The organism is Bradyrhizobium sp. URHA0013 (assembly GCF_000518345.1).
In the GTDB taxonomy this organism is placed as follows: domain Bacteria; phylum Pseudomonadota; class Alphaproteobacteria; order Rhizobiales; family Xanthobacteraceae; genus Bradyrhizobium.
The window spans coordinates 811,699-834,348 of the sequence record NZ_KI912427.1; the positions used below are offsets into that span (position 1 = coordinate 811,699).

Below are 22,650 nucleotides of genomic sequence, written 5' to 3' on the forward strand. Positions count from 1 at the left end.
CCCATAACCCCAGGGAGAGGTTATGGAGGGAGTTGGCAACTCCGGGTCTTCATCAAACTGTCTTTGGTGGTTATGGGTCCCGGCCTTCGCCGGGACGACAGCATCGCTACGACAGCCGCATATCCAGCAGCCGCCGTCCTTCGCCCTTCAAGAGCTTCTTCACCGCGCTCGAGGCCACGACCTCGCCGTCATTGGCGTAGGCTTCGTGGTTCTTCTCGATGTCGTCGAGGCGGTAGAGGTAGTTGACCATCACGCCGGCGGACTCGCGCACGCCCTTGGGCGAGAGATCGCCTAACCAGTTGATGCGCTCGAGGCGGGCGCCGTTGCCGAGATGGAAGCGGGCGACGGAGTCGATCAGCTTGCCTTTCGGCGTGCGCGCCTTGAGGAAGTAGTGCGCCGCGAGCGGTTCGATCACGCCACGCAGCAGCGTGGTCGTCTCGGGGTTCTCGAACCATTTGGGATCGTCGAGGCGCTTCAGCACTTCGCGGTCCTCATCCGACAGCGGCAAATCCTTGTCCTGCTTCACCCATGGCATGAAGCCCGGTACCGGCGACAGCGTCACGAAATTGTCGAGCTTGGGCAATTCGCGGCGCAGCTCCTCCACCACCTGCTTGATCAGGAAGCTGCCGAACGAGATGCCGCCGAGACCGCGCTGGGTGTTGGAGATCGAGTAGAACACGGCGGTGCGGGCGCGCTCGATCGGGACGGAGGGGCGATCGACGGCGAGCAGCGGCGCGATCGCCCCGGGGATCGTCTCCGTCAGCGCCACCTCGACGAAGATCAGGGGCTCGTCCACCATTGCGGGATGGAAGAAGGCGTAGCAGCGGCGGTCGACCGGATCGATGCGGCGGCGCAGATCGTCCCAGTCGCTGATCTCGTGCACGGCCTCGTAACGGATGATCTTTTCGAGGATGTTGGCCGGGGTCGACCAGTCGATCCTGCGCAGCACGAGAAACCCCCTGTTGAACCATGACGAGAGAAGATGCGAAACGTCGCGATCGAGTGCGGCGAGATCGGTGTGCCCGTTCCTCATGTCGAGCAGGTCGGCGCGCATCTTGACGAGATCGCCGGTGCCACCGGGCGCGCGGTTGAGGCGGCGGATCAGCTCCTGCCGGCGCGGCTCGGAGGCGAAATGAAGCGCGCTGGCATCCTCGTCGGCCGGCTTGGCACGCCATGTCTCGATCGCCTTGGACAGGCGTTCCCGATCCGGGCCGAAATCGCGCACCAGGGCTTCGAAGAAAGCGCGACGTCCCGCCGCATCCAGCTCCTGGTAGATGTCGAGCACCTCACGCGCCATCGCCGTGCCCGACGCTTCGCCCCGGCCCGACAGCAGCGCGCCGCAGAGCTCGATGAGCCCGTCGGCGTCTGGCTTGGTGTCGGCAGAATCCCCGCGGCGAAGCAGCGTGCGGCCGCGCTCGGAGATGGTGGTGAGCAAGTCGGAGAAGAAGGCGTTGGCCATCGGGGCTTTCGTGTCGGGTTTGTGCGGTGCGGGAATCTTACACGGGATTTGGGCGGAAGCCGATCACAATCAAGCGGGGGAGTTTGGCAAGTTTAGCGGGGGCGTGCGTTTCGAAAACCCAAAGAAAGTTGTCATGCCCCGGCTTGACCGGGACATCCAGTAATGCCGCAGCTTTTCGGTTCTAGCCGCGCCGTCCCGGAGTACTGGATCGCCCGGTCAAGCCGGGCGATGACACCGAGTGTGTAGCAAACTCCGTCGGGGTCCGCCCCGTCACCTGACGGAACGCCGCGGAAAACGCAGGCACGCTGGCATAGCCGAGCTGGGTCGCGAGCTGCTTCACCGACACATTGGCATCGGTGGACAGCCGCTGGATCGCCGCCGCAATTCTTGCGCGCTGGCACCAGCTCTTGAAGCTCAGCTGCGTCTCTGTCGAAAACAGCCGCGACAGCGTGCGCGCGGAGGTTCCGACCTCGCGCGCCAGCGCGTCGATGTCGTGCAGGCCGGTGGGATCGTCGAGCACGATCATGGCCGCGCGCCGGCAGCGCGGCTCGTGTGGCAGCGGCACGAAGGTCGCGGAATCCTCGGCCTGGACCAGTTCCAGCATCACCAGCCGAACCAGCAGATCGGTCCGCTCCTCGGTATTGCGCGCATCGAACAGCGCGAGGATCGCCTGGTTCAGCAGCGGCGACACCCGCACCACGAATTCCCTAGTTAGTCCCTCATGGCGCTGCTCGCGCTTCAGCCAGGCGAGGTCGAAATAGAGCGTCCGCATCTCGATGTCGGCCAGCAGATCGATGGCGTGCTGGAGCCCGGCCGGCACCCACACCGCGCGGTCCGGCGGCACCAGCCAGCGTCCCCCGGGCGTCGTCACCTGCATGGTGCCCCTGGCGGCATAGATCAGCTGCGCCTCGCGGTGCAAATGCGGATCGATCCGCATGCCCTTGGGGTAGTCGCGCGCGACCAAATGCACGCCCGCGGGCGAGCGATGATTGCTCCGGACCGCCCGGAGGATTGGCGTCTCGACGACAGTCATTGGCAGCATCCCGTCATGCCCAAGACATATAACTCATTTCGGAGCAGGAGAGGATTCCCATGAACAGCCCCAGCCGGGTGATCAGTTTCGTCAACGCGGGCCATTTCATCGATCATTACGCGATGCTGATTTTCGCCGCCGCAGTGATCATCATGGGACCGGCGCTCGGCATGGCCTATTCGGAGCTCTTGCCTTATGCGACGCCGGGCTTCGTCGCCTTTGGCGCTGGGTCGCTGCTCACCGGCTGGCTTGGGGACCGCTGGAGCCGCCGCCACATGATGCTGATCTTCTTCGTCGGCATCGGCGCCTCCATGATCTCGGTCGGCTTCGTGCAGACCCCGGCGCAGCTCGGCGCGGCGCTGTTCGCGATCGGCATTTTTGCCTCGATCTATCATCCCGTCGGCACCGCCATGATCGTGTCCTACGCTGACAGGCTCGGCCGCGAGATGGGCATCAACGGCGTCTGGGGCAATCTCGGCGTCGCATCGTCGGCGCTGGTCACCGGCGTGATCGGCCAATATCTCGGCTGGCGCTTCGCCTTCATCGTCCCCGGCATCGTCACCATCCTGATCGGCATCGCGTTTGCGATGATGGTCGTGCACGAGGACCGCAAGGGCTCGAAGCAGGCGGCAGCGCAGGCGCGCGTGGCCAAGCAGGACATGTGGCGCGTGATCCTGTCGCTGCTGATCGTGGTGATAGCGATCTCCACCACGTTCAATGCCGTCACTGTGGCGCTGCCAAAGCTGTTCGCGGAGCGGCTTGCCGATCTCACCAAAAGCCCGGCGCTGCTTGGCGTCATCGCGGCCTGCGTCTATGTGTTCGGCGCGATGACGCAATACACGATCGGCCGGCTGCTCGATCGCTATTCGCTGAAGACGGTGGCGCTGCCGCTGTCCTTCACGCTGGCGCCGTTTTTGTATCTGGCCGCGAACCTGTCCAATTTGCCGCTGATCCTGGTCTCGATCGGCATCGTCATGGGTGCGTTCGGGCAGGTCACGGTCAACGACGCCATGGTCGGCAAATACACCAGCGAGGAATGGCGCTCGCGCGCCTATGCCGTGCGCTATTTCATCGGCTTCACCGCCGCCGGCGCCTCCGTCGGCCTGGTCGCCTGGCTCTACGAGCAGGGCGGCTTCGTCACCATGCTGCATGCCTTCGCCGCCCTCTGCCTGCTCGCGATCGCAGCCGCGATCATTCTCCCGCGCGAGATCAGGACACCGCAGGCGGTGTGAGGGATCGGCGTGAGGCGCGCGGCTGCCTCCACGTCGTCATTGCGAGCGCAGCGAAGCAATCCAGAATCTTTCCGCGGCGGCAGTCTGGATTGCTTCCGCCTTCGCTAAAAGCTTCGGCGGACAAGTCGCTTCGCTCGCAATGACGGGGAGTCGGGGCAAGTCACGCATGCCATTCGATCATGCCATCATGCCAGTGTTTTGCCCGACGGAGCAAGCGGTTTTCGGCAAATACGAAATATGATTTCGGCGCACACAAAATTTTCTCCAGCCTTTTCAACCTCATCTCTACTGTGCATGGGGTTGTTTTAGCGTTTTTTTGTGTTGCCCCCCAACCCCCCTGCAAGCGACAGGAACCCGCTGCGCCCACCGCGGGTTCTATCCCCGTCATCCCGGCACCTCGCCGGGGCAGATGAAGGGGGAAAATTCCTGCATGCAGTGGAGCCTGCTCCGACCGGTCGGCCTTGTCGCCGCGGCTCTCGTCCTCACCACCGTTGCGGCCAGTGCCGAGGGCGGCAAATCGGCCGGTCCGTCCGAATTCCTGCTGGTGGCCCAGATCGTGCTGTTGATCGCGGTCGGCCGCGGTCTCGGCGAGATCATGCAGCGCCTCGGCCAGCCCTCGGTGATCGGCGAATTGCTCGCCGGCATCCTGCTGGGGCCGTCGCTGTTCGGTTGGGTCTGGCCTGACGCACAGCACGCGATCTTCCCCAAAACGCCCGAGCAGAAAGCGATGATCGACGGCATCGCGCAGTTCGGCATCCTGCTTCTGCTGCTGCTGACCGGCATGGAGACCGACCTCAAGCTGGTCAGGAAGGTGGGCAAGGCCGCGATCGCGATCTCGATCGCGGGCATCCTCGTGCCCTTCGCCTGCGGCTTCGCGCTCGGTGAATTCCTGCCGGACGCGCTGTTGCCGAATCCGCAAGCCCGCCTGGTTGCGTCGCTGTTCATGGGCACGGCATTGTCGATCTCCTCGGTGAAGATCGTCGCCGTGGTCGTGCGCGAGATGAACTTCATGCGCCGCAATGTCGGCCAGATCATCGTCGCCACCGCCGTCATCGACGACACCATCGGCTGGATCATCATCGCCGTCATATTCAGTCTGGCCTCGCACGGCACGCTGGATATCGCCTCGGTGGCGAAAGCCGTGCTGGGCACGCTGGCCTTCCTCGCCATCAGCTTCACCATCGGTCGCCGCCTCGTGTTCCAGCTCATTCGATGGGCCAACGATAATCTCGTCAGCACCGCCCCGGTCATCACGGTGATCCTGCTGCTGATGTGCGCCATGGCGCTGATCACCCATCTGATCGGCGTCCACACCGTGCTCGGTGCCTTCGTCGCCGGCATTCTGGTCGGGGAGTCCCCGATCCTGACGCGGCAGATCGACGAGCGCCTGCGCGGGTTGATCTCGAGCTTCTTCATGCCGGTGTTCTTCGGTCTGGCCGGCTTGAGCGCCGACCTCACGGTGCTCCGCGACCCCCATCTGCTGATGCTCACGGGACTGCTGGTCGTGATCGCCAGCGTCGGCAAGTTCGGTGGCGCCTTCGTCGGCGGAACCGTGGGCGGGCTGAACACGCGGGAGTCGCTGGCGCTCGCAAGCGGGATGAACGCGCGCGGCTCGACCGAAGTGATCATCGCCACCATCGGTCTTTCGATCGGCGTGCTCAGCCAGAATCTTTTCACGATGATTGTCACCATGGCGATCGTGACCACGATGGCCATGCCGCCGATGCTGCGCGCGGCGCTAGCAAAGCTGCCGATGAACAAGGAGGAGCAAGAGCGCCTGGAACGCGAAGAGTTCGAGAGGCGCGGCTTCGTCGCCAACCTCGAACGTCCGTTGCTCGCAGTGGACGAAAGCGTCAACGCCACCTTCGCCGCCCACATCGCCGGCCTGATCGCCGGCATGCGCGGCCTGCCGATCACCGTGCTGCACATCGGCAAGCGCGCCAAGGATCAGGAGAAGGGTCGCGACGAAGAGGAAAGCCCCGAAACCGTGGTGAAGAAAGCCGCTGAGGCGGTATCGGCCCATGGCGATGGCGATGCCGGCAGCGTCGACGTCGTCACCCGGGCAAGGCGTGCGGAGCTCGGCGAGTCCATTGCCGACGAAGCGCGCAAGGGCTTCGATCTCCTGGTCATCGGCGTCGACAAGGTTGCTGCCGCGAAGGATCGCTTCGATCGGAGGATCGAGGGCATTGCAGCGAAGTTCGAAGGACCGCTCGCGATCGTGGCGGCCAAGGGCAAGCACCTGAAGCAGCCGACGCCCGAGGCGCTCAACATCCTCGTTCCGGTCTCCGGCAGCGGCGTCTCCAAGCGCGGCGCCGAGGTCGCGGTCGCGCTGGCGCAGGCGGGATCAGGCTCGCTCCGGGTGATCTATGTCGCGACCACGCGCGACAAGGGCGCGCAACGCGGCGCCTCTCCTGGTCTGAGCCACGAGGCCGGCATCCTGAAGGACGCCAGCGATCTCGCCGCCCGCTACGAGGTCGACATCACCACGACCTTGCGCGCGAACCGGGCGCCGGAAGCGGCGATCCTGCGCGAGATCGAGACCACCGACGTCGATCTCGTGGTGATGGGCGTCGATCGCATCCAGGCCGACCACCTCTCCTTCGGCGGCGTCGCCGACGCCGTCCTCAGGCAGGCGAAGGTCTCGGTGCTGCTGGTCTCGAGCGGTGAGGCGCGGCAGGTCCCTGCGGAGAAGGCCTAGGACTTCACCTCGGCCACCGCCACCGCCTTCGGGGTTTTCTTCGACGCACGCCAGTTCTCGAAGCGCTGCACCACCACGAAGAACGCCGGCACGAACAGCACCGCGAGGCAGGTCGAGGCCAGCATGCCCGAGAACACGGTGATGCCGATCGACTTCCGCGCGCTGGCGCCGGCGCCGGTCGCGATCACCAGCGGCACCACGCCGAGGATGAAGGCGAACGACGTCATCAGGATCGGGCGGAAGCGGGCGCGCGCGGCTTCAATCGCGGATTCCAGCACCGGCTTGCCGTCGCGGCCGTGCAGCTCGAGCCCGACCTCGACGATCAGGATGGCGTTCTTGGCCGACAGCGCGATCAAGAGGATCAGGCCGATCTGGCAATAGAGATTGTTGTCGATCTTCAGGGCATTGAGGATCAGCATCGGTCCGAGCAACGACAGCGGCACCGCCAGGATCACCGAGATCGGTGCGTACCAGCTCTCGTACTGGCCGGCGAGCACGAGATAGACCAGCAGCATGGCGAGCCCGAACACCCAGTAGATCTGGTTGGAGACGGCCTTCTCTTGATAGGACATCGCGGTCCATTCGAAGCCGGTGCCCGGCGGCAGCGTCTTGTCCGCGATTTCCTCCATCAGCTTCAGCGACTGGCCCGAGGAGTAGCCTTGCGCGGGCAGGCCGATCACGGTCGACGACGGATAGAGATTGTAAAGGCTGATCAGCGAGGGGCCGGTGGCCGGCGTGATCGTGGCGACGGTGCCGATCGGGATCATGTCGCCGTTCGAGTTGCGCACCATCATGTTGGCGATGTCGCGCTCGGTGACGCGGAAGGCGGGATCGGCTTGGGTGTAGACCTGGAACACGCGGCCGAACTTGTTGAACTGGTTGACATAGGACGAGCCGAGGTAGGTCGACAGCGCGGCGAACACCTGGTCGGTCGTGACGTGCAGGGTCTGGGTCTTGATGCGGTCGATCTCGACGTTGAACTGCGGCACCGACGAGCGGAACGAGGATTGCACGCGCTGGAGCGCGCTCTGGCTCTGGCCATTGCTGACCATCGCGCCCGTGATGGCCTGGAGCTTGGCGAAATCGCTGTTGCCGTCGCGCAGCTCGACCTGCATCGAGAAACCGGCGGCGTTGCCGATGCCCTGGATCGGCGGCGGCGGCAGCACCAGCGTGCGCGCCTCCATGATGACCGCGAGCTTGTCGTTCAGCCCGTAGACCAGCGAGCGCAGATCTTCGCCCGGTCCTTTGCGCGCGCCCCAGTCCTTCAGGATGATGTAGGCGACGCCGGCATTGGCAAGGCTGGCGCTGTTGTCGAGCGCGGAGATGCCGGCGATGGTGATGACCTGCTGGACTCCCGGCGTGTCCTTGATGAGCTCGCTCGCTCTGTCGAGCACCTTCTGGGTCCGCTCCAATGCGGCGCCGTCGGGCAGTTGCACGGCGGCGATCAGGTAGCCCTGGTCCTCGATCGGCAGGAATCCGGTCGGCACCCGGGACAGGCCATAGCCGCCGATCCCGATCAGCACCAGCGCGAATGCGACCGAGATCGTGCTGTTCCTGCACAGCACGCCGATCAGCCGGATGTAGCCGCGCTCGACGCGGTTGTAGACCGCGTTGAAGCCGCGATAGAAGAAGTTGCGCTGCTCCGGCGGCACCGTCGGCCGCAGCCACAGTGCGCATTGCGTCGGCTTCAGCGTCGCCGCGTTGATGGCGGACAGAAGCGCGGTCGCGGCGATCACCAGTGCGAATTGCGAATAGATGCGGCCGGTGAGCCCGGCGAGGAACGAGGCCGGCAGGAACACCGAGATCAGCACGAGCGTGATGCCGACGATCGGCGCGAACAGCTGGTCCATCGCCTTGATCGCGGCGTCGTGGCCGTTCATGCCCTGCTCGATGTTGTGAGCCGCGCCTTCGACCACGACGATGGCGTCGTCGACGACGATGCCGATCGCGAGCACGATCGCGAACAAAGTCGACATGTTGATGGTGAAGCCGAGCGCCGCCATGGCGGCGAAGGCGCCGATGATGGTCACCGGCACCGTGGTCGCCGGCACCAGCATCGCGCGCCAGTCCTGCAGGAAAACCAGGATGACGACCAGCACCAGCAGGCCGGCCTCGATCAGCGTCATGTAGACCTCGTGCACCGAGGCCTGCACGAATTTGGTGGTGTCGAACGGCGTGTCGTACTTCATGCCCTGCGGGAAGGCCTTTGCAAGCTCCGCCATCTTCTTCTCGACGGCCTGCTCGACCTGGAGTGCATTGGCGCCTGGCGACTGGAACACGCCGATGCCGGTGGCCGGCTGCTTGTTCAGGGAGAATATCTGGCTGTAGGTCTGCGCGCCCAATTCGACCCAACCGACGTCGCGCACCCGCGTGACGTCGCCGCTGGTGCCCGATTTGACGATGATGTTCTCGAACTCGGTGGTGTCGTCGAGCCTGCCGTTGACGTTGAGTGTATACTGGAACGCCTGTCCCGGTGGTGTCGGCGGTGCGCCGACTTGGCCCGCGGAGACCTGCTGGCTCTGCTGCTGGATCGCCTGGATGACGTCCTGCGGGACCAGACCACGGACCTGCAGCTTGTTCGGATCGAGCCACACCCGCATCGAATACTGACCGGCACCGAACACGGTGACGTTGCCGACGCCGGGCAGGCGCGAGAGTTCGTCGCGGAGGTTGATGGTGGCGTAGTTGCTCAAATAAAGGCTATCGAACGTCTTGTCGGGCGAGGTCAGCGTCACGAACAGCAGGATGGACGTCGACCGCTTCTGCACGGTGACGCCCTGGTTCTGCACCGACTGGGGCAGTTGCGACAGCGCGCTGGAGACGCGGTTCTGCACCAGCACCTGCGCGAAGTTGAGGTCGGTGCCGATCTTGAAGGTCACGGTCAGCGTATAGGTGCCGTCGGAGCCGCTGTAGGACTGCATGTAGAGCATGTCCTCGACGCCGTTGACCTGTTGTTCGATCGGCAAGGCAACCGTGTCGATCACGGTCTTGGCGCTGGCGCCGGGATAGCGGGTCGTGACCTGTACCGTCGGCGGCACCACGTCGGGATATTGCGCGATCGCGAGGTTGAACAGCGCGACGCCGCCGATCAGGATCATCAGCAGTGCGATGACGTTCGAGAGGACCGGCCGCTCGATGAAGAACTTTGAGATCATGGCCGGCGCTCCTACTTGCGGATCTTACTTGGCAGACGCCTGCGGTTGCTCGATCTTCGTCACCTGCGGGTCGATCTTCTGGCCCGGAATCACGCGCAAGAGCCCTGCGATCACCACGCGATCATCCGGCTTCAAGCCGCTTTCGATCACGCGCAAGCCGTTGTCGACGGGACCGATCTGCACCTTGCGCTGCTCGACAACGTTGTCGCCGTTGACGACGAGGAGATAGCGGCCGCCCTGGTCGCTGCCGAGCGCGGTGTCGGGCACGAGCAGGGCGTCCTTCTCCTGGGTGAAGGGCACGCGAACGCGGACGAAATAGCCGGGCAGCAGCACCCGCTTGTCGTTGGGCACGAGACCGCGCACCGCGAGCGTGCCGGTCGATTGGGTGAGGGTCGGGGCGACATAGTCGAGCTTGCCCTCATGCGGATAGCCGGCCTCGGTCTGCAGGCCGACTTGAATCGGAAATTGCTTCATGTCGGCGGCGGTGAGCCCGCGGCGAGCGGCCTCGGCACGGATGCGCAGCACGTCCTGCTCGTTGACTGTGAAGTTCACATAGATCGGATCCATCGCGACGATGGAGGCGAGTTGAGTCGGGGAGGAGACCCCGACGAGTTCGCCGATCGAGACCATATGCGCGCTGACGACGCCGTCGAATGGTGCGCTCACCTTGGTGTAGCCGTCGTTGACTTCGGCGAGGCGGGTGTTGGCCTGGGCCTGCTGGAGGTTGGCCTGTGCGTTGTCGCGGTTCGAGGTCGAAGTGTCCAGGGTCGCCTGCGAGACCGCCTGGCGCTGCACCAGTTCGGCCTGCCGCTTGAAGTCGGCTTCCGCCTGCCGGAGCGAGGCCTGCGCGCCGGCCTCGGCCGCCTGCGCCTGATCGAGCTTGAGCTTGTAGGTCTCAGGCTCGATCGTGAACAGCTGGGTGCCTTGCTTGACGAACGCGCCGTCCTGGTAATCGATCGATTGAAGGAATCCTTGCACGCGCGCGACGAGATCGACATTCTTGACCGGCGCGGTGTTGCCGGTGGCCTCGACATACCGCGTCACCGGGCGCTGCACCGGCGCGGCGACGTCCACCTTAGGCGGCGGCGGGGCGACGAACGTATTCTTGTCCTCACAGCCGGCGAGGATGGCAACGGCCGCGACGGCGGCCACTGCCGGCCCGACATGCCTCCCGGCCCCAATGCGCTGTGCTGGTGATGCGAGATTCGCGCGCGTCATTCGGTGGCCCCGGTTGCTATCTTTCGGTGCGGCAGGCTACCAACAAACACCCGGCCATGGAACACCATAGCCATGGCAGTCAGCGGCCTTGAACTGCAAGTGGCGGTGTGGCCTTTGACGGGGTTTGTCATGACAAACCGCTTTTCATCGCGCGCACGATCGACCACAATTATCTCAAAGGCCGAGCGACGACGCGCGAAGCGTTCGGAACGAACAAGAGAAGAATAAAGGAAGAAAAGGTCGGGAGATCATGACATGCCCACGTCTCTCCAGTCGGTCCTTAAGTCGGTCCTTGCCGGCCTCGCTCTCGCCGCGGCCGTTGCCATGCCCGCGCTAGCCGATGGTCTGAAGGACGAGATCGCACCGACCGGCAAGCTGCGGGTCGCGATCGCAATCAGTCCGGCGGGCGGTGCATTCTGGTCTACCAAGACCGAAGCCGGTTATTCCGGCGTGCCCGTCGATCTCGGCAGGGAAATGGCCGCCCAGCTCGGCGTCCCCGTCGAATATGTCGTGCACCAGAATTCCGGCCAGATCACCGATGCGGCATCGAAAGGCACTCTTGAAAAAGGTGCTTGGGACGTTACCTGGCTCCCCAAGGATCCCGAGCGCGAGACCAGGATGATGTTCGGCCCGATCTACGAGGTCGCGGACGCCACCTACATCGTTAAGGCCGGTTCGAACATCACCAGTTTTGCCACGCTCGACCAGTCCGGCATCAAGGTCGCGGCCGTCAACGCCACGACCACGATGCGCGGCGCGGTCGCGCATCTGAAGAACGCGAAGGTCACGGGCTATCAGACCTACGACGAGATCTTCGGCCTCCTCAGCAGCGGCGAGATCGACGCCTTCGCGCTTTCGCGCGACCAGCTCAACAAGATGGCGCAGAAGATTCCGGGCACGCGCGTGCTCGAAGAGACCTTCAAGAAGACCGTCACGGCCGTCGCTGTCCCGCTCGGCCGCAGCCAGGCTTTGGCGTACGTGAGCAAGTTCATGAACGAGGCGGTGACGAACGGCACCTTGCGCAAGGCCTATGACAACAACGGCCTGAAGGACACGCCGATCCGCACTGAATAAGACGGCGGCGCAGGATGGCTGCGCCGCGCTCCGGCCCTACGGCTCCGCGGTGCGGATGCCCGCAGGGCTCACTTGCATCTTGAGCGTGGATGTCTTGTTCAGCGCCTTGCCGTCGAACGAGAAGGCGATCAGCTCGTTTTCGACCATGCACTGGGCCACGACATATTTGGAGTCCTTGGACCACACCATGCCCTGGCACCAATGGCCGATCTTGGCTTCCGTCACCGGCGTAAGGTCAGTGCCCGAAATCTTGTAGACCTTGAGCAGGCCGAAATCGTTGAAGAACGGCGAGGCCGGCGGCTTGTTCGAGCCGTTCATGACGGTCACGGCCACATGGCTGCCGTCCGGGGACATCTTCACGGCTTCCGGCGTCTGGCCGACGCTCACCGTCGTGACGACGCGGACCGGTTTCGCCGTCATGTCGATCAGGCTGATCGTGTCGTTGTCGCCGCTGCTGGCGCCGACATTGCCGACGATGGCGGCGGCGCTGCCGGTGAGGTCGATGTCGTAGGGGCGGATGCCCGCGGAGAGATCGCGCTTGGCGTACTCGACCTTGCTCCCGTCCACAGTCAGAAGCGAGATCTTGCTGTCTCCGTCGCGCGTGACCAGCGCGGTCGCGCCGTCATGGGAAAAGACGGCGTGGCTGGGTCCTGATTTGGCGTCGCCGAGCTGGATCTTGCCGGCCGGCGCCAGCGTGCCGCCGCTGATCGTGAAGACCGAGACTGTGCCTTCGCTGCGGTTCGCGACCAGTGCCAGCGTGCCCGCGCGGTTGATCGAAACGCCGGCAGCGCCGGCGCCTGCTTGCAAGGTCGCCAGCACTTTGGGGGGTACGGATTTCAGGTCGATGACCGAGAGCTTGTCGTCGGGCACCGTCTTGGCCGGATCCGCAGGATCGAGCTTCATCGCGCCGGTGACGAGGGCGAACGCGCCATCCGGCGCAATGGCCACGCTCGGAGGCGGGCCGACGACGCTGGCCGGGGCGGGCACCTCGCCGAGAAGTTTCAAGGCACCGTCGGTGAAGTCGATGACGCTCACCGTGTCGGGCAGCGGCTGCTTGCGCATCACGGCGCTGCCGTTCTCGAGCACCATCTTGCCGTCATTGGCCGTGACGACGATCTCGGCATGCGCGGCGAAATTGGCCAGGCCGGCCAGCGATGTTGAGATCAAGGCCCATGCGGCACGGTGCGTGCGCTTGCGAAGAGCGGCTGTCATGTGTCCCCCCGAGATTTGTTCTTGTCCGGAGAAGCTAAATGCACCGGACGCAGGACGCAATGACCAGGCGGCGACCGTTTGCCTTTGAAGACGCCGACGGACGGCTACAAGGCGGGAGCTAGCTCTCACCCGCGTGCCACGCGGCGACGCCCCTCAACGCGGCTTGATCTCCGCATATTTCGCCATCGCCTTCTCGAACTTTCGCTTGAACAGCCACATCGCGCCAAGGATTTCCCGGAAGCTTGCCGAGGTGCGCGCCCGGTCGGCCTGTCCAAATGCGAAGATGCTGTTGTTGCGCAGGTGCTTCATGATCGTCGGACTGAACACCCTGTAGTTCAGGAGATCGCCGGACTTGAGCGCCGACCGCGTCGGCGTAGGAACGATCTGGATCAGCTCGAACAGCTTCATCTGGTCGATCGGGTCGGGCAGCGTCTTCACGATTCCCGGGATCTCCCGGAAAACATCCGCATGCGCGTTCATCAGGCCGTCGCGCACGTTGGTCCAATGATTGAAGCGATGATCGGTGCCGCGGGCGCGCGCCTCCTCCTTGTCGTCGCGCGCGCTTAACCCGGGATCGGCGGCCGCGATCTCGGCCTTGATGGTCTCCCATTTCCTGCGGCCGTTGCGGTCCTCGGATGGGCCGGTCTGGAAGCTGCCCATATAGGTGTTCGAGCGCCCGTTGCGGACGTTCTGCTTGCCGTTGGTCTCGGCGAAGAACAGCCCGAGGCTGATCCGGCCCGCGGCTTCGGCGTGGTCAGGCGCAAGCCCCTTGGCGCGCGCGATCGCGCCCGCGAGATCGACTACGTCCTTGAACGGCGTCGCCGAGTTCTGCGCCCCGGCCGGCGGCGCTTCCATGATCTCGAACAGTTTTGAGTATTCGTCGACCAGCGACTCGATGTCGGCATCGAAATAGGCCGGAGGTATCTCGAACTTGTTGGGCCTGCCGATCCGCGACGGCATGGCGTCGGTAAGATCCTTGTAAGCACTGATCACGGCGACGCGTGCCAGATACAGCGCCTGGCCCGGCAGATTCGGCAGCGGCTGCTTGGCGTCGATCTGGCGGCGCCGCTCGGCCAGAATCGCCTTGAAGTCGCCGAGCGCACGGTCGTAGTTCGCAACCGCCTCCGATTGCCTGGCAGTGAGCGTTTGCGCCCGGCACGGGACCAGCGTCGTAAGGAGCAGCCCAAGCGCCGCGATGATTGCGAGGAGTTGACGTCGTGCAGGCATGGCCGGTTCCCCCAACGATTCGTCGGTCGGGGGATCGTAGCCTAGTCGTTGGCTTCGGGCGGCAGGAAGTCGACCTCGTGCAGCGCCGAGATGCGCACGACCTCGGCCGGGTCGGTCAGGTCATGGAGCTGATTGAACAACGCCTCCAGCTTCTGCATCGGCGAGACCCAGAACAACGCACGGGCCGGTTTGTCGGATTTGTTGAAATAGCCGTGCGGGATGCCGCGCGGCAGGCGCACGAGGTCGCCGGCGTGGGCCTTGACCCATTTGCCGTCGAGCTTGAGGTCGAGCGTGCCTTCCTGCACCAGGATGAATTCGTCCTGGGTCGGATGGATGTGCACCGGCACGAACTGGCCGGGATCGCTGTTGGTCTCGAACGCGAAAGTGGACTCGGTGACGGCCTTGGGGAAGTAGACCTGGCCGAGGATGTTCCAGGTCTTGCCGCCATAGCCCGTACCGTTCGCGGTGATGCCTTTTTCGAGTGACGTCATGGCTCGCCTCCAATGGGATTGTAACTGACACGGAGTGTTGCGCAGCAGCCATGCGCTGTCCATGCGCAAGACGCGCCCTAACGCCTGTCGCGTTCAGCGGCCTGCCTGCGCAGAAAGCCTTCGAGATCGGCCTGCACCGAATAGGGCGTCGGGATCGGATCGCCAACCGCGTCGACGGCGGTGTCGAGAGAGCGGCGCAGCATGCGCGCGAGTTCGGCCTTCCGATAGGGCTTTGTCAGAAGCGGCGCGCCCTTGGTGGCGCGTCCCTGCGCATGCGGAGCGTCGTAGGCATAGCCCGACGTGAACAGCACCCGCAGCGAGGGGCGCGCTGCCACCATCTCGTCGGCGAGCTCTCGTCCATTCAAGCTGCCGGCCATCACGATGTCGGTGAAGAGCAGGTCGAAGGGCGTGCCTTCGGCCGCGATGGCGAGTGCCTCGGCCGCATTGGCGGCCGGGATGACCTTGTAGCCGAGGCTTTCGAGCTGGACCGTAACGTACTGGCGGACGTCGCGGTCGTCCTCGACACAAAGGATGGTTTCCGTCCCGCCCACGACCTTGCGCTCGTCATAGCCGGTCGGGCGAAGCGTGCTCGCCTCCGCCTTCGGCAGGTAGATCGTGAAAATCGTGCCGCGTCCTTCTTCGGAAGCGACCTTGATGCCGCCGCCGGACTGCTTGATGAATCCGAACACCATGCTGAGCCCAAGCCCCGTGCCCTTGCCGACGTCCTTGGTCGAGAAGAAGGGATCGAAGATCCGCTCGAGAATGGCCGGCGGAATGCCGGTGCCGGTGTCGGCTATCTCGATCTCGACATAGTCGCCGGCATAGCCGGCCCCGACCGCCACGGCCTCGCGGACGCCGAACACGACGTTGCGCGTCGTCAACGTCAGTCTGCCGCTGTCCAGCATCGCGTCGCGGGCGTTGATCGCGAGGTTGAGAAGTGCCGAGCTCAATTGGCCGCGATCGACGAGGGCGAGCCAGATGTTGCCGTCGAGCCGGGTCACGATCTCGATCTTCTTGTCGAACGTTGCCCGAAGCAGCTTTGCGAGCTCTTCGAGCAGTTCGTTGACATCGCTCTCGGCCGGCTTGAGCGCCTGCTTGCGGGCAAAGGACAACAGGCTCGACGTCAGCGCGGCGCCGCGGTCGGCGGCGTCGCTGATCAGCTTGGTGATGGTCGCAAGCGGCGGATTGTCCTTCACGGCGTCGGCGAGGATCTCGATCGTGCCCGTGATCACGGTGAGCATGTTGTTGAATTCGTGCGCGATGCCGCCGGTGAGCTGGCCGATCGCCTCCATCTTCTGGGCCTGGATCAGCTGCTCCGCGGCGGCGCGCTTCTGGGTGACGTCCTTGACGAAATTGTTGATGAGGGTGCGCCCCCCGATGCGGAGCGCCGTGCTGGAGGCCTCGATCAGGATCTCGTCGCCGTCCCGGTGCAGCAGGGTCGCTTCGAACCGGATGCCGATCGGCGTATCCGACAATTCCGGCAGCAGCCGCATCATGCGTTGCCTGAAGCCGTCGCGCAGCGGCTCGGCGATGAGGAGGTTGACGACGTCGGTGCCGAGCGCCTCCTTGCGCGTCCATCCAGTCAGGGCCTCGGCCTGAAGACTCCATTCCAGCACGGTGCCGCTCTGGTCGGTCTGAATGAAGGCGTCGAGCGCGGTCTTGATGACGGCTTGCGTCATCTGCGCGCTGGCCTGCGCCTGCTCGGCCAGTAGCGCGGCGGCGCGTTTTTCCTGCGCGGTTTCGATCGCGCGCGTGCACAGACGAGCGAGCAGGACCGCAATGGCGCCGCTTGCGAGCAGGGCGACGATCTGGGCAATGCCGAACCCGGTTCCGGTCGCGGCATAGGAGACGAGGAGAGCCGCCGCGGTCACGATGACCTGCGCGGCCATCGCGAGTGTCAGAAGCCCCCTGAGTTTCATGGTCTCACACCAACGCGTCAGTCGCGGCCCCCGTGGCGCCCTGTCAATGTCCGGCTCCACGTCAGCTACAGATGTGAGCTACAGATTCCGCGCGGCGGCGTCGAGGGGCAATTTGCGGTGGTGCCGGGTCGGCGGCGCTTCAACCTGCCGGCGAATCGGTCTGGCGCAGCGTGGTCACCCAGATCACGCGGGCCGTCTGCTGGGTCGGGTTGTCGAACATGTGCGGAACGATGCTCGGAAAGCGAAAGCTGTCGCCGGCCTCGAGCAGATGGGCCTGGTTGTCGAGCCACAGCCGCAGGCTTCCCGAGAGGATATAGCCCGCCTTCTCGCCGGTGTGCTGTAGGAAATCAGTGCCGGACGAGGCGCCGGGATTGAGCGTGAGCTCGTAGAGTTCGAGCTGGCCTTTGTCTGCCGGCGTCAAGGCCTCCTTGACGACACCGCTGGCGGTGAGCCGCAGCAGACGCCGGCTGTTCTTGCGCACGATGTAGCGCTGCACATCGGCGGGATCGGTGGTCTCGAAGAAATAGGAGATGGGAACGTCGAGCGCGATGCTGAGCAGGCGCAACGTCCGTATCGACGGCATGGCACGCGCGCGTTCGAGCTGGCTGATCATGCCGTTGGAGAGGCCGGTCTTGTTAGCAACGTCCTGGATCGAAAGGCCCGCACGCTGCCGCAGCAGCCGCACGGTCTCGCCCAGGCGCTGGTCGACGGCATCGTCGGCCTCGGTCGCCGGAGCATCCTTCGGATCGCTGATCTCGCCGCGACCATCCATGTCGCTCTCCCGTGCATCATCTCAGCCCCGGACAACGACGGTCTGGAGCTTCAGTCGAAGTGAAAAGGTCGCGCATCCTAGCAATGCGATTGACAGCTGTATTTAGTCGTGATGAACTTTTGATAGAAAAATTTAGAAGCACTAAAGCCCACTCCTGTCCCTTTGCCGGGGATCTCGGGGCGCGGGAGACGGTGCCGCGTGCGACAACGGAGAGTGGTCATGGCGTACGACACCGGGAAGTTCGGCGTTGGGGCACTGCATCTCGGCAATCCGAACCGCCGTCAGATATTCCAGCTCGGCGCGGGCGCCGCGGCGGGATGGACGCTTTCAGGCAACGCATTCGCGCAGACCGAACGCCCGACCAATCCGCCGGACAAGCCGCGCGGGCAGGTGATCGCGGCGCTGTCGCAGGAGCCGACGGTCTTTCATCCCCTGATGCCGGGCATCGAAGTCGATCAGGGCATCTGGTGGCAGGTGTTCTCGCCGCTCTGGTTCATCGATCCCGACGGCAAGTTCGTTCCCGATCTCGCCCGCGAAGTCCCGACCCTTGAGAATGGCGGCCTGTCGGCCGACGGCCTGACCTGGAAGATCAAGCTCCGCAGCGACGTGAAATGGCACGACGGCACGCCGTTCACGGCCGACGACGTCAAGTTCTCGCTCGAGCTGATCAACAATCCCGATTTCCGCGCGCGCAGCCGCGTCGGCCATAGCCTCGTGAAGGACATCAAGGTCGTGGCGCCCGACGAGATTCACTGGCGCATGGAAGCTCCCTATTCGCCCTACATGTCGATCCTGGGATCGCTGACCTTTATCGTGCCCAAGCACATCCTGGAGAAGGTGACCGATCCGAACGCCTCGCCGTTCCACAACGCGCCTGTCGGCACCGGACCGTTCCGCTGGGGCGAGCGCGTGCCGGGCGACCACATTCAGTTGAATGCTCACACCGGCTATCACGGCAAGGGGCCGTACGTCGAACGCGTGGTGTTCAAATACATTCCCGATCTCACCGTCCTCTACACCCAGTTCCGCACCGGCCAGGTCGACTACACCGGCCTGCAAGGCATTCTGCCAAACTTCGTGCAGGAGGCGAAGACGCTGAAGGGGCGCAAGATCTTCGTCTCCTCGACGTCGTCGGTGGAGCACATCGCGCCCAATCTGGAGTTCGGCGCGTTGGCGGACCGCACCGTGCGCGAGGCGCTGTATCTCGCGATCAACAAGCAGGCGATTATCGACGCGCTGAACTACGGCTTGCCGACGCAGACCGAAAGCTTCGTGCCGCAACAGGCCTGGTCGTTCCAGCAGGGACTGCCGCAGCACAAATACGATCCGGCCAAGGCCAACACGCTGCTCGATGCCGCCGGTTGGGTTCGCGGCGCCGGCGGGGTGCGCGAGAAAGGCGGCGTCAAGCTCGAATTCACCAATTCAACGACCTCGGGCAATGCGGTGCGTGAGCAGACCCAGCAGTTGCTGATCCAGGACTGGCGCGCAATCGGTGCCGCGATGCGCGTCAACAACATGCCGGCCGCGGTGATCTGGGGCGACTTCTGGCAGCAATCGAAATTCAACTCGGTGATCGTGGGGGTGAATTTCATGCTCGGCAGCGACCCCGACGTGACGCCCCGCTTCGGCTCCGGCGCTATTCCTGCCAAGGGTGGCCGCGGCTACAACACCTATCAGTATCGCAACCCGGAGGCGGATCGACTTCTCGCAGAAGGTGCCAAGCAGTTCGATCTGGCGCAGCGCAAGACGACCTATGGCAATCTGCAGAAGCTCATCCGCGACGACCTCGCGATCCTGCCGCTGTTCCAGGGCTTCATTGCCGAAGGCGTGAAGGAAGGACTCCAGGGTTTCCGCCCCAACATCAACATGTCGATCAACTGCTGGAACATCCGCGAATGGTATTGGGCCTGATGGTTCAGGTGCGCGAGATCGCCTGAGATGGCCCGTTACGTCGCCAATCGCCTGGCGCAGGCGATCATGTTGCTGGTGATCGTGTCCGCGATCGGCTTCGCCATCCTGCATCTGGCGCCGGGCGGCCCGCTCTCGCAATTCGCGGCGTCCGCGCAGATGACCCAGGAGGATCTCGATCGCGTCACCAGGCAGCTTGGCCTCGATCGTTCGCTGCCGATCCAGTATCTCGACTGGTTCGGCCGGATGCTGAGGGGCGATTGGGGCCGCTCGTATCGCGACGGCGAGCCGGTGCTGGCGGTGATCTCGTCGCATCTTGGCGCCACTCTGGAACTGATGGCGACTGCGACCATCATCGCGGTCCTGCTCGGCTGCTGGATCGGTGTGCTCGGTGCGCTGCGCCGCTATTCGCTGTTCGATTCGCTGGCGACCGTCGGCGCCATGATCGCATTGTCGATCCCGACCTTCTGGTTCGGCCTCGTCACCATCTATGTGTTCTCGGTGAAGCTCGGCTGGCTGCCGGCGGGCAACCGGCAGACCGTCGGCGATGGCTCGCCGCTCGATCTGCTTCATCATCTCATCGCGCCGGCGCTGGTGCTGGCGCTGGTCGAGACCGCGATGTGGGGCCGCTTCATGCGCTCCTCGATGCTCGAAGTCATCAACCAGGACTACATTCGCACCGCGCGCGCCAAGGGCATGCCGGAATGGCGAATCCTTACCGTTCACGCCTTGCGGAACGCGCTGCTGCCGATGATCACGGTGGGCGGCCTTCAGTTTCCGACGCTGCTCGGTGGTGCGCTGGTCGCCGAGACCGTGTTCACCTGGCCCGGCATGGGCCGGCTGTTCCTCGATTCTATCGGCTATCGCGACTATCCCGTGGTGATGGGCATCCTGATGTTCTCGGCGGTCATGGTGCTGATCGGATCGCTGCTCGCTGACATCCTCTATGCCGTCGTCGATCCGCGCATCCGGGTGGGCTAGGGATGACGACTGCCGCCCTCTCCACCGATCAAATTGCGCCGGGCCAGGCCGCGTGGCGGCGATTTCGTCGGCACCGGCTTGCGCTTGCAGGCGCGGTGATCATTCTCGTCCTTGTTCTCGGTTCGGCATTCGGCCCGTACCTCCTGCCGTTCGACGACACCTATATCGACATCATGAAGCGGTTCGCACCGCCGCTGTCGGGCGCGCACATCCTCGGCACCGACGAGCTCGGCCGCGACGTGCTGGCGCGGCTGATGATGGGCGCGCGTGTCTCGCTGTCGATCGGCTTCGTCGCGATGGTGATCGCGATGGCGGTTGGCATCGTAGTCGGCGCCTTCGCCGGCTTCTATGGCGGCGTGGTCGGCGCGGTGCTGATGCGGCTCGTCGATGCGATGCTGTGCTTTCCGACCATCTTCCTGCTGCTTGCGCTCGCGGCGCTCATCGAGCCCGGCTTCGTCACCACCACGGTGCTGATCGCGGCAACCGCCTGGATGTGGGTGGCCCGCGTCGTCGAGGCCCAGGTGCGCTCGCTGCGGGAACGCGAGTTTGCGGTTGCTGCACTCGCGTTCGGCTCGTCGAACCTGCGGATCATGTTCCGCGAGCTCGTACCGAATGCGATTGCGCCGATCGTGGTGGCGGCGACGCTGAACGTCGCCAAGGCAATTCTGCTGGAATCCTATCTCAGCTATCTCGGTTACGGCATCCAGCCGCCGGCCGCGAGCCTCGGCAACATGCTCAACAACGCACAGATCTATCTCACCAGCGCGCCCTGGCTCGCGATTGCGCCGGGCCTTGCCATCACGCTGGCGGTGACGAGCTTCAACTTCCTCGGCGACGGCTTGCGCGACGCGCTCGACCCGCGGATGAACATCCCATGATCTGCAAACTGGCGACGAGCCGAGCTGTCTCGATCGAACTGAATATCTGGAGTGTCCTATGTCCCCGCCGCTCACCCGTATAAACAGTGACGAACGCCTGCCGGCGCAGGTGGATGTCGTCGTCATCGGCGGCGGCGTCATCGGCGTTTCCGCGGCCTATCATCTCGCGAAGAAGGGCCTCTCCGTCGCCCTGATCGAGAAGGGCCATGTCGGCGGCGAGCAGTCGAGCCGCAATTGGGGCTGGTGCCGCCAGCAGGGTCGCGCGCGTGAGGAGATCCCGCTGGCCCGCGAGGCGCTGCGCCTGTGGGAGGACATGCAGAACGATGCCGGCGTCGATGCCGGCTTCCGCCGCACCGGCGTGCTGTTCCTGACCAAGAGCAAGGATGAGCTCGCGAGTTGGGAGCGATGGGCCGCAACGGCGCGCGAGATGCAGGTGCACTCGACCGTCCTGACGCCGGCCGAGGTCGCCGAGCGTCTGCCCGGCAGTTCCGAGACATGGGTCGGCGGCCTGCACACGCCGAGCGACGGGCGCGCCGAGCCGTCGATGGCTGTGCCCGCGCTTGCGACCGCCGCGCGAAAACACGGCGTCACCATTCACCAGGGCTGCGCCGCGCGTGGGTTGGAGACGCAAGGCGGACGGGTGAGCGCCGTCGTCACCGAGAATGGTACCATTCGCACGCAATCGGTGCTGCTGTCGGGCGGCGCCTGGTCGTCGCTGTTCTGCCGACGCCACGGCATCGAGCTGCCGATCGGTCTCGTCAACGCCACCGCATGCCGGACCACGCCGGGGCCGGAGATCACCTCCGGCGCGCTCGGCACCGACTTCTATTGCATCCGCCGCCGCCTCGACGGCGGCTTTACGCTGGCGCTGCGCAATCGCGGCACGGTCGAACTGTCACCCGACCTGTTCCGCTACGCGCGAACCTTCTGGCCCACCTATCTGCATCGCAAGAACGGGTTGAAACTGTCGTTTGGCAAATCCTTCTTCGACCAGCTCATGCGCGGCACGAGCTGGAGCTTGGACAAGCCGTCGCCATTCGAGACCGAGCGCGTGCGCGATCCCGCGCCTGACATGTCGCTGGTCAATGCAGCGCTGGCTTCGCTGATCAAGTCGAACCCTGAATTGAAGGACATCGAGATCGCGGAAGCCTGGGGCGGGACGATCGACTGCACGCCGGATACCATTCCGGTCATCTCGTCGGTCGACGCCATGCCCGGCTTCTTCCTGGCCACCGGCTTCTCCGGCCACGGCTTTGGCATCGGTCCAGCGGCCGGCAAGCTCGCCGCCGACATCGTGACGGGCGCGACGCCGCTGGTCGATCCCGCGGCCTACAGCCACAGGCGCCTGATCGACGGCCGCCGGCTCGCGCCGGTCAGCCCGTTCTGAGGGTTT

General features: G+C 64.7%; 16 protein-coding genes. 7 read left to right on the forward strand and 9 right to left on the reverse strand.

The window, feature by feature from the left end; genetic code table 11:
- Nucleotides 1–106: 106 nt before the first annotated feature.
- On the reverse strand, nt 107–1,459 hold the full coding sequence (locus N551_RS0133255) for a malonyl-CoA decarboxylase (RefSeq protein WP_027570588.1): 1,353 nt from the start codon (nt 1,457–1,459) through the stop codon (nt 107–109).
- A 181-nt stretch (nt 1,460–1,640) separates the two neighbouring features.
- A complete protein-coding gene (locus N551_RS0133260; protein ID WP_027570589.1) occupies nt 1,641–2,492 on the reverse strand; it encodes a helix-turn-helix transcriptional regulator in 852 nt (283 codons plus the stop codon).
- 59 nt (nt 2,493–2,551) lie between these two features.
- Between N551_RS0133260 and N551_RS0133265 the strand changes: the two genes are divergently transcribed.
- Nucleotides 2,552–3,724 carry an MFS transporter gene (locus tag N551_RS0133265; protein ID WP_027570590.1) on the forward strand — a complete coding sequence of 391 codons (1,173 nt, stop codon included), beginning with the start codon at nt 2,552–2,554 and terminating at the stop codon, nt 3,722–3,724.
- Nucleotides 3,725–4,154: 430 nt separating this feature from the next.
- Nucleotides 4,155–6,422 carry a cation:proton antiporter gene (locus N551_RS0133270; protein ID WP_035963396.1) on the forward strand — a complete coding sequence of 756 codons (2,268 nt, stop codon included), beginning with the start codon at nt 4,155–4,157 and terminating at the stop codon, nt 6,420–6,422.
- Here the strand turns inward: N551_RS0133270 and N551_RS0133275 are convergent.
- Nucleotides 6,419–9,577, reverse strand: a complete 3,159-nt coding sequence (locus tag N551_RS0133275) for an efflux RND transporter permease subunit (RefSeq protein ID WP_027570592.1) — start codon at nt 9,575–9,577, stop codon at nt 6,419–6,421. The two genes, N551_RS0133270 and N551_RS0133275, sit on opposite strands and share 4 nt — an antisense overlap.
- Before the next feature lie 24 nt (nt 9,578–9,601).
- Nucleotides 9,602–10,795: an efflux RND transporter periplasmic adaptor subunit gene (locus N551_RS0133280; RefSeq protein WP_027570593.1), complete on the reverse strand. Its 1,194-nt coding sequence runs from the start codon at nt 10,793–10,795 to the stop codon at nt 9,602–9,604.
- Nucleotides 10,796–11,050: 255 nt separating this feature from the next.
- On the opposite strand from N551_RS0133280, the gene N551_RS0133285 reads away from it, so the two are divergent.
- On the forward strand, nt 11,051–11,869 hold the full coding sequence (locus tag N551_RS0133285; RefSeq protein WP_027570594.1) for an ABC transporter substrate-binding protein: 819 nt from the start codon (nt 11,051–11,053) through the stop codon (nt 11,867–11,869).
- Nucleotides 11,870–11,905: 36 nt separating this feature from the next.
- On the opposite strand, the gene N551_RS0133290 is transcribed toward N551_RS0133285, so the two are convergent.
- From N551_RS0133290 to N551_RS0133310, 5 genes are all read right to left on the reverse strand, one after another.
- Entirely contained in the window at nt 11,906–13,081 is a 1,176-nt protein-coding gene (locus tag N551_RS0133290) for a YncE family protein (protein ID WP_027570595.1), read from the reverse strand.
- A 153-nt stretch (nt 13,082–13,234) separates the two neighbouring features.
- Nucleotides 13,235–14,308 carry a hypothetical protein gene (locus N551_RS0133295; protein WP_027570596.1) on the reverse strand — a complete coding sequence of 358 codons (1,074 nt, stop codon included), beginning with the start codon at nt 14,306–14,308 and terminating at the stop codon, nt 13,235–13,237.
- Between the two features lie 41 nt (nt 14,309–14,349).
- Nucleotides 14,350–14,799, reverse strand: coding sequence for a cupin domain-containing protein (locus N551_RS0133300; RefSeq protein ID WP_027570597.1), 450 nt, complete (start codon nt 14,797–14,799; stop codon nt 14,350–14,352).
- A gap of 77 nt (nt 14,800–14,876) precedes the next feature.
- Nucleotides 14,877–16,718 (reverse strand): ATP-binding protein, encoded by a 1,842-nt coding sequence (locus N551_RS0133305; protein ID WP_027570598.1) that lies wholly within the window; start codon nt 16,716–16,718, stop codon nt 14,877–14,879.
- A 139-nt stretch (nt 16,719–16,857) separates the two neighbouring features.
- A complete protein-coding gene (locus N551_RS0133310; RefSeq protein WP_027570599.1) occupies nt 16,858–17,490 on the reverse strand; it encodes a cupin domain-containing protein in 633 nt (210 codons plus the stop codon).
- Between the two features lie 219 nt (nt 17,491–17,709).
- On the opposite strand from N551_RS0133310, the gene N551_RS0133315 reads away from it, so the two are divergent.
- The 4 genes from N551_RS0133315 to N551_RS0133330 are packed head-to-tail and all read left to right on the forward strand — an operon-like array spanning nt 17,710 to nt 22,644.
- Nucleotides 17,710–19,401, forward strand: a complete 1,692-nt coding sequence (locus tag N551_RS0133315; RefSeq protein WP_027570600.1) for a peptide ABC transporter substrate-binding protein — start codon at nt 17,710–17,712, stop codon at nt 19,399–19,401.
- Nucleotides 19,402–19,428: 27 nt separating this feature from the next.
- Nucleotides 19,429–20,379, forward strand: a complete 951-nt coding sequence (locus N551_RS0133320) for an ABC transporter permease (protein WP_027570601.1) — start codon at nt 19,429–19,431, stop codon at nt 20,377–20,379.
- A 2-nt stretch (nt 20,380–20,381) separates the two neighbouring features.
- Nucleotides 20,382–21,257 (forward strand): ABC transporter permease, encoded by an 876-nt coding sequence (locus N551_RS0133325; protein ID WP_027570602.1) that lies wholly within the window; start codon nt 20,382–20,384, stop codon nt 21,255–21,257.
- A 58-nt stretch (nt 21,258–21,315) separates the two neighbouring features.
- Nucleotides 21,316–22,644: an FAD-binding oxidoreductase gene (locus N551_RS0133330; protein ID WP_027570603.1), complete on the forward strand. Its 1,329-nt coding sequence runs from the start codon at nt 21,316–21,318 to the stop codon at nt 22,642–22,644.
- Nucleotides 22,645–22,650: the final 6 nt, after the last annotated feature.